Consider the following 15644-nt stretch of genomic DNA (forward strand, 5'->3'; position numbering starts at 1 on the left):
AAAAATAAAGTGATAATGAGAAGAATACATGAAAAATTATCAAGAATGGTATAGCAACCTTAGCTCTAAACTAACTAGCCATCCCACCCTTCTATTTCTGTTACGCAGTTTTAATCGCTTGATGACAGTCGCCATGCCCCTGGTCTATCTGACCTTGCTAGTCACTACTTATCTGAAACTGGGACTGGGTCAGCAAGTTGGGGTTTATGTGCTTATTCCTGCATCAGGTTTTGTAATCTTGTCTCTTTTTCGTAAGAAAATCAATCACCCGCGACCTTACGAAACTTGGGACATCAGTCCTCTGCTTGACAAGGATAGTTCGGGACAGTCGATGCCCAGTCGCCATGTTTTTTCGGCAACTATCATCTCCCTGGCCTGTCTGTATGCTAGTCTACCTGTTGGCTTAGCATGCTTGCTCTTTTCAGCTTTGCTAGGACTGGTGAGGGTTTTAGGGGGTGTTCATTATCCCAAGGATGTCTTGGTTGGCTATGCTTGTGGTCTGATGTGGGGATTCCTTTTCTTCCTATTCTGACATGTAAGTTAAGCTAGTCCTACAACCACTTACTGCTTCAAAATGACCACTTGCTTTTTTGCCCTTGTATTCCTGACTTAGCTTTGATATAGTAGAGTCAGAAAGGAGATGTGATGAAGTTACGAATTGAGATTGACGGCAATTTAGAGGAGACTGAAATTGTCATCAAGACACCCACTTTGACAGATGAAATTGCAGATTTGCAACGACTTTTGCAAGAGTCGAAGGCTCCGAGGTTGACTTTTTACAAGGGGACAGGTGAATATTATCTAGATCTGTCAGAAATTCTCTTCTTTGAAACAGAAGGGAGCAAGATCTACGCTCATAACCAGAAGGAAGCCTATGAAGTTCGTCTCAAACTTTATGAATTGGAGTCCATCTTGCCTCGCTATTTTAGTCGAGTTTCCAAGTCAACGATCGCAAACATCCGTCAGATTTACTCAGTGGACAAGTCCTTTTCAGGAACGGGCACCATTTCCTTTTATCATACGCACAAGGAGGTTCATGTCTCACGGCATTACCAATCCCTCCTAAAAGAAAATCTAAGAAACATGAGGTAAAAAAACATGAAAAAGAAAGCATTTGGTATTGTTTTATTGGTTTTAGCAGCTTGGATCTTGTTGCAAGGGAATTTTGGAATTCCTTCTTTGGATGGCAAGATATGGCCTTTGCTAGGTATTGTTTTCTTGGCTTATAAGTCCATTGAGTCCCTCCTTAGACGCCATCTCACTTCGGCAGTTTTTACAGGGTTACTAGCGCTCATCATTGCAAATTACGCTTATGACTTGTTGCCATTTGCCAATCATTCTCTCATCTGGGCTAGCATCTTAGCGGTGCTAGGTGTTGGTTATCTGACGCATTCGAGTAAGTTCTGGAATGAAAAAAAATGGTGGTACAATGGAAAAAAAACAGTCGTCACGGATAAGGAAGTCGCTTTTGGTAGCGGGACCTTCTATAAGCAAGATCAAGATCTCGTAGATGACCAAGTGGAGGTCGCTTTTGGGGATGCTAAAATCTACTATGATAATGCAGAGATGCTAGGTGATTTTGCAACTTTAAATATTGAAGTGGCCTTCGGGAATGCAACTGTCTATGTTCCACAACACTGGCGTGTCGATTTGAAAGTAGAAACCTCCTTTGGTGCAGCTAAGGCAGATGCTCCTGTAGCACCAACAAACAAAACCTTGATTATCCGTGGAGAAGTTGCTTTTGGTAAACTTGGAGTTGTTTACGTTAAATAAAAAAATAGTTTAGGCCCTTGATAAATTCAAGAAAGTGTGATAACATAGTACGGTATGTGGTGCTAGCACATCCGCTATATTAGATCTAATAGGAGGAAAACACAATGGCTAAAGTATGTTACTTTACAGGTCGTAAGACTGTATCAGGAAACAACCGTTCACACGCGATGAACCAAACAAAACGTGCCGTAAAACCAAACCTTCAAAAAGTTACTGTTCTTATCGATGGTAAACCTAAAAAAGTTTGGGCTTCAGCTCGTGCTTTGAAATCAGGTAAAGTTGAACGCGTTTAATAAAGATGAAAAGACCGCTTAGGTCTTTTTCTTTTGCTCTAGAGATAAAACCATTTGAAAAATAGAGTAATACTCTTCGAAAATCAAATTCAAACTACGTCAGCTTCGCCTTGCCGTACTCAAGTACTGTCTGTGGCTAGCTTCCTAGTTTGCTTTTTGATTTTCATTGAGTATAAATATCCGCCGATACAGCATTCTGCTTTTACACTTGGGCTGAAATATGATAAAATAGAGTATCAACTAGTTGAGGTAAAAAAAATGACTGTAAAAATTAATACAAAAGATGGTCAAATTGAACTGACAGATGAAGTGATTGCAACCGTAGTAGGTGGTGCCGCAACTGAGATTTTTGGTGTGGTCGGTATGGCTAGTAAAAATGCCCTCAAAGACAATTTTCAAGCCCTTCTTGGTAAGGAAAATTATTCTAAGGGTGTTGTTATAAAAGCAGCCGAAGATGGTAGCATTGCAGTTGATGTTTATACCGTATTGAGCTACGGAGTAAAGATAAGCGAAGTGTCAAAAAACATTCAAGAGCGTGTTCGTTTTAGTTTAGAAAATCAACTAGGAATTACTGCTCAGACTGTGAATGTCTACATTCAAAATATCAAAGTTGTAGGAGAATAATCGTGTCAAAAATTACTACCAGTTTATTCCAAGAGATGGTGCAAGCTGCATCAACTCGTTTGAATAAGCAAGCAGAATATGTCAATTCATTGAACGTCTTTCCAGTTCCAGATGGAGATACTGGGACAAACATGGGAATGACCATTGAAAATGGTGCCAAAGAAGTAGCAGACAAGCCGGCTTCCACAGTAGGAGAAGTAGCGAGCATTCTTGCTAAGGGGCTCTTGATGGGTGCGCGTGGGAACTCAGGGGTTATCACTTCTCAGCTCTTCCGTGGCTTCTCTCAGGCTATCAAGGAAAAGGGTGAATTAACAGGTCAAGACTTGGCTCTTGCCTTCCAATCCGGTGTTGAAGTAGCTTATAAAGCGGTTATGAAACCAGTTGAAGGAACCATTTTGACTGTCTCTCGTGGTGCTGCCATTGGTGCTAAGAAAAAAGCCGAGGAGACGGATGATGCTGTTGAGGTCATGCGTGCAGCCTTGGAAGGCGCAAAAGCAGCTTTGGCTAAGACACCAGAAATGCTTCCAGTCCTTAAAGAAGTTGGTGTGGTAGACTCAGGTGGTCAAGGTTTGGTCTTCATCTACGAAGGATTCCTTTCAGCTCTTACTGGTGAATACAGTGCTTCTGAAGACTTTGTAGCGACTCCTGCAAACATGAGTGAAATGATCAATGCAGAGCACCACAAGTCTGTAGCAGGGCATGTGGCAACTGAGGATATTACCTTTGGTTACTGTACAGAGATAATGGTAGCTCTCAAACAAGGTCCAACTTATTCTAAGGACTTTGACTACGATGAATTCCGTAACTACTTGAATGAACTCGGGGACTCGCTCCTTGTTGTCAATGATGATGAAATCGTCAAAGTTCACGTCCATACAGAAGATCCAGGTCTTGTCATGCAAGAAGGTCTCAAATATGGTAGCTTGATCAAGGTAAAAGTGGACAACATGCGTAACCAACACGAGGCGCAAGTTGAAAAAGAAGCAAGTCAAGGCAACAAGCCTGTTGAAACAAAAGAGTATGCCCTTATCGCAGTAGTAGTTGGTCAAGGTTTAGCAGATATCTTCCGTGCTCAAGGTGTGGATTATGTCATCGAAGGCGGGCAGACGATGAATCCTTCAACAGAAGACTTTATCAAGGCTGTTGAACAGGTCAATGCTCGCAACATCATCTTCTTGCCAAACAACAAAAATATCTTTATGGCAGCTCAGTCTGCGACTGAAGTGCTTGAACAACCAGCTGTTGTAGTAGAAGCACGTACAATTCCTCAAGGGTTGACCAGTCTTCTTGCCTTTGATCCAAGCAAATCAATCGAAGAAAACAAAGAACGCATGACTGCAGCCCTTGGTGATGTCGTAAGCGGTAGTGTAACAACAGCCGTTCGTGATACAACTATCGATGGATTAGCAATTCATGAAAATGACAATCTTGGTATGGTAGATGGGAAAATCCTCGTGTCAAACCCTGACATGCACCAAACCTTGACTGAAACATTGAAACATATGTTGGACGAAGATAGTGAAATCGTGACTTTCTATGTCGGTGAAGACGGAAGCGAAGAACTTGCCAATGAAATTGCCCAAGAAATCGCAGAAGAATTCGAAGATGTTGAAGTAGAGATTCACCAAGGTCAACAACCCGTATATCCATATCTTTTCAGTGTGGAATAATCGTGAAAATTAAATGAAAACAACAGAAGGAAGCTGGTTTTACAGCTTCCTTTTTCTATGCAAATGGAGTTATAAAGAAATTTATGTAGAAATGAACATTCTATTGGAAATTCTATTTACTATAAGTTATAATGATAAAGCTGTTATGTTAGATTAAGTATGAATATAAAGGAGAAATGATGAAGAAAAAATTTTTTAATCAATCTTTTTCCCGCTTTTCAATTAGAAAGTTAAGTGTTGGGACCTGTTCGGTATTGCTAGGAACCTTTATGGTGATGGCTACTTCTCCGGTGCAAGCAGATGAAGCTCAAGTCAACAATAAGGAACAACAAACGCAGGCGGAAATTCAACAGAAGGAAAAAAGTACTGATAATGGGCAGGAAGTCATTTCTGAACCTCAAAAAGAAGCGACACAGAACGAAGCAGTTAAGGACCTGAAGGATAAAGCTGAGCCGTCCAAAACAGAAGTATCTGCACCAGTCGCTCAGAGCCAACCAGTTTCTCAAGTTGACAATATCAAGGAAGCGAGTCAGCCTTCTTTAGATGAGGAGAAAAAGCAATCTATAGAATCAACTCAAACTGAGCAGAAAAGCAAGGAAGAAAGTGGCTCTAGCGGGAAAACTTCTTCTAGGCGCAAGAGATCGCTAGATGAAGTCAATGCAGCATTTAAAGCTCATTCGCCAATCAAGGATATCCATGCGGTAGATAGTGTCCGTGAATCCTTGACTTTTAGTATTACTGGGCATGAATCAGACTATTCTGGTGGGTATATTAAAATTCATTTCCAAAATGGGAAGGCTATTAAATTGACCCCTTCTCCAGTCGGTGGTGTAAAGTTTAGCCAAGAAAAAGCGAATGGGGATCTTGATTTAAAGATAGAACCTGCGAATCTGAGAGGTGGGGCAAACTATAACTTCGTCTATACTTTTCAGATAGATCCTTTGACGCAGAATTGGGGAGGCGCTGTCCAAGCCCTTGGACCAGACCATAAGGTGACCGCAACTGCTAAGCTCTATGACAAAAATGGCAATGTCCTCAAAGAACTTGGAAGCATTGAACACACATGGAAAGTCTTAGAAAACGGTGTAGGTGGTCTGACACCAATGTCTAACAATCAGGTCATTGGCTATGATCGAGACAACGATGGTATCGTTGACGATGGTTCGTCGGTTGTGTCTTTCTACCTATTTAATGGTGCGAAAGATCCTAAGAATAATACGGCAAGAAATGATTATTTCAACTATGGAAATGGTGTCTTTGATGGTCGTATGATCAATGGTATGGGGATTAGTGATGTCGGGGGACATATCATTGATCCTGTCACTTCTTATACCTATAATGTAGATCTAAAAGAAGGTTATGAATTGACAGATGAAGCCAAAGCTTTGGGATGGACTGCCGATGCGACGGGTTACCATCTGACCATTAACAGAGCTGACAATCCGCTTCAAGATATCAATAACAATAAAAATAAGCTCATTCCAATTTCTTTTAAGTTAAAGAATGCCAAAGTAGCAGATATCAATAGAAAAGCGCAAAACCTAACTGTGACAGGTATCTATACAAAAGCAGATGGGACTAGTTATCAAAATACGGCCGTTCTTCCCTATACTCTCTTTGTTCAAAAAACAGATCAGCCAGAGTCTTCTCTCTTCGAATATAGACACTATAATCAGTCTGACTCGGAGATAATTCGTTCCTATGGTGAAACAGAATACCGTTCTTATGTTCGACTCTCATCGGTCGCAGAGGTTGAAAAGGATTATCTTATCAATGACTATACTGTCACTCATAAAATACAGGACCCACGAGAGTCTTATCGAGAAGTCAATGCAATCGAGGAGCGTTATTGGAATGAATTTTTCTCTTCACCGGATGCATCTGTAGAAGTATACAATAAAGCTACAGGTGAGTTGTTAGGGACTTTTAACAGTAACACTCGTAGCCTACGACTGACGGAAGAGCAAGATGTGAAGGAACTGGAGTACAAGTTTAAAAATATCAAGATGAGGAAGTCCTCAACAAATGATACATCAATGTTTGTTTTCCAGACCAAAACACGTTTTAATAATTGGGAAAGTCTCTATAAAGATTCGACAATCAGTAAGTTGGATTCTAGAACGGATTTCACATTTAACAATACTGGTAACACTGTTTCCTTATCTCAAACGGCCTCAGCTGAATTAACACGCGTTAGCCAGCAAATTTCGATGGTTGGACGCCGTCGGACAGATGTCTTTAATCGACACACAGATGCTTCTGGTTTTAAAGAAGATTTTATCACAAGGACTGCGGGTAAAGAAACTCCTACTCAGAACTTCGCAAACTTGACAGGAGTTTACCATCTGGCTTATTTGGCTGATCCACAATTAAACTTTAGTGGGAACCCTAATTTTAAGGTCTATTATAATTACAAAGATACTGGGAAAACTCTCTACTATGCCCAAGTGAAGGGGACCCCAGATTCCCCTATGCCTGCAACTCTTTTGAGGTTGGAAAACAAGACGATTCCAAACGGAACCTATACCTATAAAGCGATTGCTTTTTGGGATGAAGAACTTCCTGATGTTCAAGCTCAGAATGGTTTTGACTTAGGGGAGCTCGACGGCATGACAGTTACTTCGAAAAATTCGGTTTCTTATGACTTCGATGTGATCGTACAGGCTTCTGAAGCGAGTGGTGTCTACTCTGAAGTGAAGAGAGCTGCAGATCAACACTTTGCCTACAATACCCAAGAGCACTATCCTGGTGATGAGATTGATTTCAGAGTGACCTATAAAAACGCAGCGAAACAGCCTGTTTCAGACGTTTATGTTTTATCATCCTTGCCGATGAAAGGTGATAAACAGCTAGAATCCAGAAATCGTGGTTCTGCATTTACAGTGAGTTTGACAAAAGCTCTAACACCACCTTCTGGCTGGGAAGTTCAATATAGTCGTACTGGGGGCACTGCTGCAGAAATTAATGCTTCACAATGGCTCACAGCAGACCAAGTGTCAGATTGGTCAGAGATTCGTGCAGTTCGTTGGCATTCGACTGCTCCGGTTGCTGCTGGAAGTAGAATTCAGTTTCCTATTGATGGAGCAGTTATCGGGCAAGATACTGCCCCAGGTGCTACGGCCTATCTTTCTTCGGCACTGGCAAATGGTAGTTCCAAGTACACTGAGTCCAATAATGTTTCAATCCAAATGTCTACCAAACTGTCATCTGCAAGTTTCACTTTTGTGGATATAAACGATCCGTCTAAGGAAGTACAACTAGGACAGGTAGACACAGTTGTAGGAAAACCAAACGGACCAATTTCTTATGATCCTGCTCGTCGAATTAAGGAATTGGAAGATGCAGGATATGAACTGATCAGTAACGATTTTACAGATCATACCTTTGGTGATTCGGCTAGTCCAAAACAATTCAAGTTTCAGTTTAGACACAAGATTACAGAACTAACCGAAACTGTTCGTGGAACTCGCGAAATTGATTATGAATATCTCAAAAAAACAAACCATTCTGATTTATCACTCCTTCCTCCAAAACATGTTGAGACTCATTCGTTTACTCGCACGAAGAGAATTGACCAGGTTTTGGCGAAACGGCAACCAAATGATGCGACAGCTGGTGTGACATACTCAGCCTGGTCTGCAGACCAAACTTGGTCTCAAGTGATTTCTCCTGAAATTCCTGGCTATTATCCAAGAGAGGATATTGATGCAAACACAATGTCGGGAGAAGGAGCTCTCGATGAATATTTATTGACCGCGGATGATCCTAGAGATGAAGAGTTGGAAAAAGAATTTACCTGGTATCGGGTGGTGTATTATGTTCCGCTTCCAGTTGTACCTTCAGCAAGTGCAGCGAAATCTAAAGGCCTTCAAGGACAGAAGCAGGCAGCAACGATTCAATTTGATGCGGATAGAGCAAGCGAGAGCGAGGTCCACTTTACAAAAGGGACAACAACCATTAATGGAGCAAAGAAATTCGTTGAACTAGTCCAAAGTAGTGTCTTTCTTTATGATGAGAATGGACAAAAGGTAACTTCGCTAACCATTGCCGACCAAGGGACATACGATTTAGATCTTGTAAATAAAACAATTGTCTTTACTCCCCTGAAAACCTTCTATGGTCCGGCAACTCCAGTTCAAGTTGGAGTGGTGGATAAAAATGGAGAGTCTGCTGTAACGACCTATACCCCAGTTGTTGAGAAAGTAACACCAACTGGTTCAGGTGATAAGACAGAAGGACTTCAAGGTCAGGTCCAAGAAGGTAAAGTGACCTTCACTCCAGGCCACGACTCTGTTCCATTCCCAGCTGATTCAACACCACTATTTGACAATGGTACAGCTGTGAAGGAAGTGCCAAATGTTGGTAAGTTCGAAGTGGACGCAGACGGCAAGGTAACTTTCACCCCAGACAAACAGTTCAAGGGTGAAACACCAGAACTTGAATTGACTCGAGTGGATGCCAACGGCACTCCTGTTACCGTTAAGTACCAAGCGGTGGTGAAAGAAGTAGTTCCAACCAGCACTAACGCAACGAGCACAGGTCCTCAAGGTGTCCCTCAAACAGGCACCCCAACCTTCACAGCAGGTAATCCATTGGTTCCAATTGATGATACGAAACCAATGACTTTCGAAGATGGTCAATCAACGAAGACCGTTTCAGGTGTAGGTGAATACAGCATCAATCCAGATGGCTCTATTACCTTTACGCCAGAAAAACAATACGTTGGTACTCCAGCTCCAGTCACAGTCAAACGTGTGGATAAGAATGGTACCCCAGTCACTGCGACCTATACCCCAACAGTGACTAAGGTAACCCCAACAGGAACTAACGCAACCAGCACAGGTCCTCAGGGTGTTCCACAAACCGGCACTCCAAGCTTCCAAGGTGGTGATCCACTGGTTCCAATCGATGAAACCGTTGAACCAACCTTCGCAGATGGAAGCAAAGAGAAGTCTATTCCAGGTCAAGGAACTTACACGATTACACCAGACGGTACAGTCACCTTCACTCCAGACAAGCAGTTTGTTGGAAACCCAGATCCAGTCACAGTGAAACGTGTGGATAAGAATGGCACTCCAGTGACTGCGACTTACAGTCCAGAGTTTACGAAAGTAACCCCAACAGGAACTGGCGCAACGAGCACAGGCCCTCAGGGTGTTCCACAAACAGGAACTCCAAGTTTCCAAGGTGGAGACCCACTGGTTCCAATTGATGAAACAGTTGAGCCAACCTTCGCAGATGGAAGCAAAGAGAAGTCTATTCCAGGTCAAGGAACTTACACGATTTTGCCAGACGGAACTGTAACTTTCACTCCAGATAAACAGTTTGTCGGAAACCCAGATTCAGTCACAGTCAAACGTGTGGATAAGAATGGCACCCCAGTTACTGCAAGCTATCGTCCAACAGTTGTAGATCCATCTACTGGTCATGACACGGCTTCTACAGGAGCAAAAGGCCAACCACAAGTGGCAACACCAGTGTTTGAAGGACATATTGATTCGACTGTTCCACCAACATTTGAGAATGGTAGCACGACTATGGTTGTTCCGGGTGAAGGAAGCTATACAATTGATAAAGATGGTAAGATTACCTTTACTCCAGAACCAGACTTTGTTGGTACAGCTAAAGAATTGGTTGTGAAACGTTTGGATATGTATGGAAATGTAGTTATTGCTCACTACACACCAACTGTCCTTGGACAAACACAAGTGAGTGATGCGACATCAGAAGGTCTTAAAGGTCAAACTCAGACTGGTAAACCAAACTTTACAGGTGATGTCGATCTGACAGTTCCGCCAACCTTTGAAGATGGAACAACTGAAAAAGTCGTTCCAGGTCAAGGAACTTATGTAATCTCGCCAGATGGCACCGTCACCTTTACCCCTGAGGCAGACTTTGTAGGACAAGCTAAAGGTGTGAAAGTGATCCGTAAAGACCGCAATGGAAATATCATTTCAGGATTCTATACTCCAACAGTAGTAGAACTTCCAGAGCAAGTGAAGCCGTCTGATAAAAAAGAACTTTCAGTACCTGATTCGAAACCAGATCAATTGACTCAAAACATCTCTGTAGAAAAAAATCAACTTCCAAATACAGGAAGTCAAGAAGATGGTTTGAAAAATCTAGGAATTCTAACAGCCCTAGCAGGTGTCATGACACTTGGATTACTAGGTAAAAAGAAACGAAACGATGAATCAGACTAATCATTTTTAAGAACCGAGAAATCGGTTCTTTTTTATGACATTTGTCATATTTCCTAGTGACAGAAGCATCTAGCTCCGTTAACTTGAAAAGACTATAATTGAAGTATGAAATGGAGGAAGAAGAAATGAAAAATAAAATGATTGTCGCAGTGAGTTTAGTAGCAGCAGGAGTTATGACCTATCTCATGTTTTCAGGATTGGACGAAGGTTTCTACCATTTTCCTTGGGAGCTCTTTGCTGGCTTTGGAATGATGTCTTGGCTTGTCAGAGAAGGTTTGAAATTAGTCAGAGATGTAAAAAAGGAGTTTGAGGAATGAAAAAAGCAATCATCTATTTCTTTATCGGCCTGTCACTCTTGGTATGGTTAGTGGAAATGTTTACTGGTTGGTTTGACCAAACCGTGCTTCGCCAATTTATTCGTGGTGCTTGGGGTTTTGGGTTTATGATTTTCGTCGTTTTCCCTATGGGAATGAAGTGGTTGAAAGGAGAATCTCATGACTGTGATTAAAGTTGAGAAATTGAGTAAGAAAATAAAAGACAAGGAGATCTTGCGGAACATCTCCTTTGAAATCAACGATGGTGAATGTGTCGCCTTGATCGGACCTAACGGAGCAGGTAAGACGACCTTGATTGATTGCCTCTTGGGCGACAAGTTCGTGAGCTCAGGTCAGATAGCTATTCAAGGCTTTGCACCAACAGATCCTCGATTAAAGCAGCTTATTTCTATCTTACCTCAAGAAAATACGGTGGTTCAAGACTTGAAAGTGAAAGAACTCTTATCCTTCTTTCAATCAATCTATCCAAACAGTCTCTCCAATCAAGAAATTGATGACTTGCTGAGATTTTCGGACAAACAGAAAAATCAGCTAGCGGGCAAGTTGTCTGGTGGGCAAAAACGTTTGTTCTCTTTCGTGTTGGCACTAATAGGTCGTCCGAAAATTCTATTTTTGGACGAACCAACTGCTGCCATGGATACCTCGACACGTCAGCATTTTTGGGAAATTGTCAATCAGTTAAAGAAAAATGGTGTCACCATTGTCTACTCTTCTCACTATATCGAAGAGGTAGAACATACGGCTGACCGCATTTTGGTCCTCCACAAGGGTGAATTGATCCGGGATACGACACCTTATGCCATGCGTGGTGAAGAACAAGAAAAACATTTTACGGTACCACTAACTTATCAGGAAGTTATCAGCACTTTGGACCAGATTCAAGGGCTTGAAATCAAGCAAAATGCTCTTTCCTTCACAACCAAAGAAGCCAGCCAGGTATGGAAAGTCTTGCAAGAACAGGGCTGCATGATCGAAGAAATTGAAGTTCGCAATCGAACTCTCTTAGACAGTATCTTCGAAACGACTCAAGACTAAAGGAGATTGACGATGAAAAATATGACAAGTCTCATGAAAGTGGAAATCATTCTGATGAAACGGCAAGCAGTCTACTACTTGCTATCCATCGGACTTCCAAGTGTGTTTTACCTTATCTTTTCTGGTATGATGTCAGGGTCAGATATTCCAGAAATTGCTCTTCAAGCCTATCTTTTTGCCATGACGCTCTTTAGTATCATGTCAAGCGCCTTTTTCAGTATCCCTAGCACACTCGAATCCGACAAGACGAACAACTGGCAAAAATTGATTCAACATTCTCCTGTTTCTATGGTAGAATATTATGTATCAAAACTATTCAGCACTCTGCTAACTTTCTTGTTATCAATTATAGTTGTCTTTTCAGTAGGTCATTTTGTCCGTGGAGTGACGCTACCTTGGCTTGACTGGTTGGTAATCGGTGCTATTTTGCTGGTCGGAAGCGTGGTCTTTATCAGTATGGGTGTCTTGGTGAGCTTGCTACCCAGTGCTCAACTGATGACGGTTGTTGGAAATATTGCCTATATTGCTTTGGCTGTCCTAGGTGGACTGTGGTTCCCCTTGGATTCCTTCCCAGAATGGCTCCAATCCATTGGAAAACTGACTCCAACCTATCAACTGATGCAGGTTGTCTCTACTTATTTGGAACACCATGAATTTAATATTCTTTCTGCCTTGGTTGTGCTAGGCTATACAGTTTTCTTTGGTGTACTGGTAATCCAGCTGAAAAAACGGATTGAGGTAAAATAAATCTATGTTGGAAAAATTTAAAAACATTCATTATATGTTTCATATTTCAATTGTGTTTATCATCTTTCCTATAGCGGGTGTCATCGTTGGAGATTACCCGCTTTTAACCTTGCTATGGACTTTACTATTTGTACTTGCCTTCTATTCGGTTTTAGTCACTCAGAGTCGCACTGTGCTGTGGATGGCTTGGTGGATCATGCTTGCCTACATTTTTTATACATCGGTTTGGCTGAGTTCGGGTTTCACCTGGTTTATCTTCTATTTATCCAATCTCCTTATTTATGAGCTGGATGAGATTTCTTTTCACTCTTGGCGTTTTGTCAGTTTTATTGTCCTGCAACCATTTATTCTGACCGGAATCTATATGGTCAATCATGTTAGTCCCTGGCAGCTACTCTTTTTCTTGGTGACCTTTATCTTTTCCGATGCAATGACCTTTGGTCTTTATCGAATTCGGATAGCAGAAGAGCTAAAAGAAGAAAAGATGAAACAAAATGCCAAGCTCAATCTTTTCTTGGCTGAAAACGAACGCAGTCGTATCGGTCAGGATCTTCATGACAGTCTAGGCCATACCTTTGCCATGTTGAGTGTGAAGACGGACCTTGCCCTCCAACTTCTTCAAATGCAGGCCTATCCTCAAGTGGAAAAAGAATTAAAAGAAATTCATCAGATCAGTAAAGAATCCATGAATGAAGTTCGTACAATTATCGAAAATCTTAAAACCAGAACCCTTGCTTCCGAATTTGCGACTGTTAAAAAAATGCTGGAAATTGCAGAAATTGAAACAGAAATCGATCACCAACTAGATACGGCTAGCCTAACTCAGGAATTAGAATCAACGGCCTCCATGATTTTACTTGAGTTAGTGACCAACATCATCAAACATGCCAAAGCATCGAAAGCTTACTTGAAATTAGAACGAACTGAGAAAGAACTCGTTCTAACAGTGAGGGATGATGGATGTGGCTTTGCTTCACTAAAAGGAGATGAACTCCATACCGTTCGGGACCGTGTCCTTCCTTTTTCAGGAGAAGTAAAGGTGATCAGTCAGAAACAGCCGACTGAAGTGCAGGTTCGGCTATCTTATAAGGAGAGAAACTAAGATGAAACTACTTGTTGCAGAAGATCAAAGTATGTTGCGAGATGCTATGTGCCAGTTGCTTACCTTTCAACCAGATGTAGAGTCTGTCCTACAAGCCAAGGATGGCCAAGAAGCAATCCAACTCTTAGAAAAGGAGCCCGTAGATATCGCCATTCTTGACGTAGAAATGCCTGTTAAGACAGGCCTCGAAGTCTTGGAGTGGATACGATCAGAAAAGCCAGAAACAAAGGTGGTAGTGGTGACGACCTTCAAGCGCCCTGGCTATTTTGAACGTGCGGTCAAGGCTGGAGTGGATGCTTATGTCTTGAAAGAAAGAAGCATTGCAGACCTCATGCAAACCTTGCACACGGTTCTCGAAGGACGCAAGGAATATTCGCCTGAATTGATGGAAGTGGTGATGACGCACCCCAATCCGTTAACAGAGCAAGAAATCGCTGTTTTAAAGGGAATCTCTCAGGGCTTGTCTAATCAAGAAATCGCAGATCAGCTTTATCTATCAAATGGAACCGTCCGAAACTATGTCACCAATATTCTTTCAAAACTAGATGCTGGTAATCGAACAGAGGCAGCCAACATTGCAAAAGAATCTGGTTGGCTTTGATAAGAAGGGTTAAAAAATTCCGAAACGATAACTTGAATCGAAGGAAATTCATACTAGAAAGGAGGAGGGGAATAGCCTCCTTTTCTGGTTTAGAAAAGCGGTGAAAGCTAGTGTCAAAGAGTTAAAAGATCAGAATAAAAATGAAAAATATCTTGACAATGAAGGAAAAATTGTGTTACAATAATAGACGGTACTTTTTACTTTTGGTCTCTCAAAAGTGTACAGGGACGTGCTGACAAATGTTGCAAAAGTACACACAGATGGTAGCTGTCACCAAGTGTATCATCACCAAAAATAAAAAAACACAGGAGAATGTAGATGCCTACAATTAACCAATTGGTTCGCAAACCGCGTAAATCAAAAGTAGAAAAATCTAAATCACCAGCTTTGAACGTTGGTTACAACAGTCATAAAAAAGTTCAAACAAACGTTTCTTCACCACAAAAACGTGGTGTTGCAACTCGTGTGGGAACAATGACACCTAAAAAACCTAACTCTGCCCTTCGTAAATTCGCTCGTGTACGTTTGAGCAACCTTATCGAAGTTACTGCCTACATCCCAGGTATCGGACACAACTTGCAAGAGCACAGCGTGGTGCTTCTTCGTGGTGGACGTGTAAAAGACCTTCCAGGGGTACGTTACCATATCGTCCGTGGTGCACTTGATACTGCAGGTGTTAACGATCGTAAACAAGGCCGTTCTAAATACGGTACTAAACGTCCAAAAGCATAAGGAAAGGGGATAAAGAGAAATGAGTCGTAAAAATAGAGCTCCAAAACGTGACGTATTGCCAGATCCGCTTTACAATTCACAATTAGTTACTCGTCTTATCAACCGCGTTATGCTTGATGGTAAACGTGGTACAGCTGCTTCAATCGTTTACGGTGCTTTTGAGCAAATCAAAGAAGCTACTGGCAACGATGCACTTGAAGTATTTGAAACAGCTATGGAAAACATCATGCCTGTACTTGAAGTACGTGCACGTCGTGTTGGTGGATCTAACTACCAAGTCCCAGTTGAAGTTCGTCCAGAACGTCGTACAACACTTGGACTTCGTTGGTTGGTAACAATCGCTCGCCTTCGTGGTGAACACACAATGCAAGACCGTCTTGCAAAAGAAATCTTGGATGCTGCGAACAACACTGGTGCAGCTGTTAAGAAACGTGAAGACACTCACCGTATGGCTGAAGCTAACCGTGCCTTCGCACACTTCCGTTGGTAAGGATAAGATACTAAGGGCGTTAAAAAAGCGACTGAAAAT

General features: G+C 41.8%; 15 protein-coding genes. All 15 read left to right on the plus strand.

The annotated features are described in order from the left end of the window. Positions 1-28 precede the first annotated feature (28 nt). The 15 genes from I6H78_RS06665 (at position 29) to rpsG (ending at position 15605) form a co-directional block, all read left to right on the plus strand. Positions 29-532 carry a phosphatase PAP2 family protein gene (locus I6H78_RS06665; protein WP_198459188.1) on the plus strand — a complete coding sequence of 168 codons (504 nt, stop codon included), beginning with the start codon at positions 29-31 and terminating at the stop codon, positions 530-532. Positions 533-645: 113 nt separating this feature from the next. Beyond that, positions 646-1092 carry a LytTR family DNA-binding domain-containing protein gene (locus I6H78_RS06670; RefSeq protein WP_198459189.1) on the plus strand — a complete coding sequence of 149 codons (447 nt, stop codon included), beginning with the start codon at positions 646-648 and terminating at the stop codon, positions 1090-1092. A 6-nt stretch (positions 1093-1098) separates the two neighbouring features. Then, the gene (locus I6H78_RS06675) at positions 1099-1773 is read left to right on the plus strand and encodes a LiaF transmembrane domain-containing protein (protein ID WP_198459190.1); all 675 of its coding nucleotides are present in this window, start codon (positions 1099-1101) and stop codon (positions 1771-1773) included. A 104-nt stretch (positions 1774-1877) separates the two neighbouring features. Next, positions 1878-2066, plus strand: a complete 189-nt coding sequence (rpmB, locus tag I6H78_RS06680; RefSeq protein ID WP_001140948.1) for a 50S ribosomal protein L28 — start codon at positions 1878-1880, stop codon at positions 2064-2066. A 258-nt stretch (positions 2067-2324) separates the two neighbouring features. Then, positions 2325-2690 (plus strand): Asp23/Gls24 family envelope stress response protein, encoded by a 366-nt coding sequence (locus tag I6H78_RS06685; protein ID WP_000216434.1) that lies wholly within the window; start codon positions 2325-2327, stop codon positions 2688-2690. A gap of 2 nt (positions 2691-2692) precedes the next feature. After that, positions 2693-4360 (plus strand): DAK2 domain-containing protein, encoded by a 1668-nt coding sequence (locus I6H78_RS06690; protein ID WP_198459191.1) that lies wholly within the window; start codon positions 2693-2695, stop codon positions 4358-4360. A 176-nt stretch (positions 4361-4536) separates the two neighbouring features. Next, positions 4537-10563 carry a YSIRK-type signal peptide-containing protein gene (locus I6H78_RS06695; RefSeq protein ID WP_198459192.1) on the plus strand — a complete coding sequence of 2009 codons (6027 nt, stop codon included), beginning with the start codon at positions 4537-4539 and terminating at the stop codon, positions 10561-10563. Between the two features lie 110 nt (positions 10564-10673). Then, a complete protein-coding gene (locus I6H78_RS06700; RefSeq protein WP_000390701.1) occupies positions 10674-10880 on the plus strand; it encodes a hypothetical protein in 207 nt (68 codons plus the stop codon). After that, complete coding sequence (locus tag I6H78_RS06705) at positions 10877-11071, plus strand: hypothetical protein (protein ID WP_000709167.1); 195 nt, start codon at positions 10877-10879, stop codon at positions 11069-11071. The genes I6H78_RS06700 and I6H78_RS06705 overlap by 4 nt, the downstream gene beginning before the upstream one ends. Then, positions 11058-11933 (plus strand): ABC transporter ATP-binding protein, encoded by an 876-nt coding sequence (locus I6H78_RS06710; protein ID WP_000216047.1) that lies wholly within the window; start codon positions 11058-11060, stop codon positions 11931-11933. The genes I6H78_RS06705 and I6H78_RS06710 overlap by 14 nt, the downstream gene beginning before the upstream one ends. 12 nt (positions 11934-11945) lie before the next feature. Continuing rightward, entirely contained in the window at positions 11946-12680 is a 735-nt protein-coding gene (locus tag I6H78_RS06715) for an ABC transporter permease (protein ID WP_045593074.1), read from the plus strand. A gap of 4 nt (positions 12681-12684) precedes the next feature. After that, entirely contained in the window at positions 12685-13782 is a 1098-nt protein-coding gene (locus I6H78_RS06720; protein WP_198459193.1) for a sensor histidine kinase, read from the plus strand. A gap of 1 nt (position 13783) precedes the next feature. Further along, on the plus strand, positions 13784-14383 hold the full coding sequence (locus I6H78_RS06725) for a response regulator transcription factor (RefSeq protein WP_198459194.1): 600 nt from the start codon (positions 13784-13786) through the stop codon (positions 14381-14383). Between the two features lie 318 nt (positions 14384-14701). Next, positions 14702-15115, plus strand: coding sequence for a 30S ribosomal protein S12 (gene rpsL / locus I6H78_RS06730; RefSeq protein WP_001142332.1), 414 nt, complete (start codon positions 14702-14704; stop codon positions 15113-15115). 19 nt (positions 15116-15134) lie between these two features. After that, a complete protein-coding gene (gene rpsG, locus I6H78_RS06735) occupies positions 15135-15605 on the plus strand; it encodes a 30S ribosomal protein S7 (RefSeq protein WP_000087873.1) in 471 nt (156 codons plus the stop codon). The last annotated feature ends 39 nt before the right edge of the window (positions 15606-15644 follow it).

This window comes from Streptococcus oralis (genome assembly GCF_016127915.1).
Taxonomy (GTDB): domain Bacteria; phylum Bacillota; class Bacilli; order Lactobacillales; family Streptococcaceae; genus Streptococcus; species Streptococcus oralis_BO.

What these genes read in the sequence shown, in the direction of transcription:
- I6H78_RS06665 (WP_198459188.1), top strand. Translation starts at nt 29, where the DNA reads ATGAAAAATTATCAAGAATGGTATAGCAACCTTAGCTCTAAACTAACT.
- I6H78_RS06670 (WP_198459189.1), top strand. Translation starts at nt 646, where the DNA reads ATGAAGTTACGAATTGAGATTGACGGCAATTTAGAGGAGACTGAAATT.
- I6H78_RS06675 (WP_198459190.1), top strand. Translation starts at nt 1,099, where the DNA reads ATGAAAAAGAAAGCATTTGGTATTGTTTTATTGGTTTTAGCAGCTTGG.
- rpmB (WP_001140948.1), top strand. Translation starts at nt 1,878, where the DNA reads ATGGCTAAAGTATGTTACTTTACAGGTCGTAAGACTGTATCAGGAAAC.
- I6H78_RS06685 (WP_000216434.1), top strand. Translation starts at nt 2,325, where the DNA reads ATGACTGTAAAAATTAATACAAAAGATGGTCAAATTGAACTGACAGAT.
- I6H78_RS06695 (WP_198459192.1), top strand. Translation starts at nt 4,537, where the DNA reads ATGATGAAGAAAAAATTTTTTAATCAATCTTTTTCCCGCTTTTCAATT.
- I6H78_RS06700 (WP_000390701.1), top strand. Translation starts at nt 10,674, where the DNA reads ATGGAGGAAGAAGAAATGAAAAATAAAATGATTGTCGCAGTGAGTTTA.
- I6H78_RS06705 (WP_000709167.1), top strand. Translation starts at nt 10,877, where the DNA reads ATGAAAAAAGCAATCATCTATTTCTTTATCGGCCTGTCACTCTTGGTA.
- I6H78_RS06710 (WP_000216047.1), top strand. Translation starts at nt 11,058, where the DNA reads ATGACTGTGATTAAAGTTGAGAAATTGAGTAAGAAAATAAAAGACAAG.
- I6H78_RS06715 (WP_045593074.1), top strand. Translation starts at nt 11,946, where the DNA reads ATGAAAAATATGACAAGTCTCATGAAAGTGGAAATCATTCTGATGAAA.
- I6H78_RS06720 (WP_198459193.1), top strand. Translation starts at nt 12,685, where the DNA reads ATGTTGGAAAAATTTAAAAACATTCATTATATGTTTCATATTTCAATT.
- I6H78_RS06725 (WP_198459194.1), top strand. Translation starts at nt 13,784, where the DNA reads ATGAAACTACTTGTTGCAGAAGATCAAAGTATGTTGCGAGATGCTATG.
- rpsL (WP_001142332.1), top strand. Translation starts at nt 14,702, where the DNA reads ATGCCTACAATTAACCAATTGGTTCGCAAACCGCGTAAATCAAAAGTA.
- rpsG (WP_000087873.1), top strand. Translation starts at nt 15,135, where the DNA reads ATGAGTCGTAAAAATAGAGCTCCAAAACGTGACGTATTGCCAGATCCG.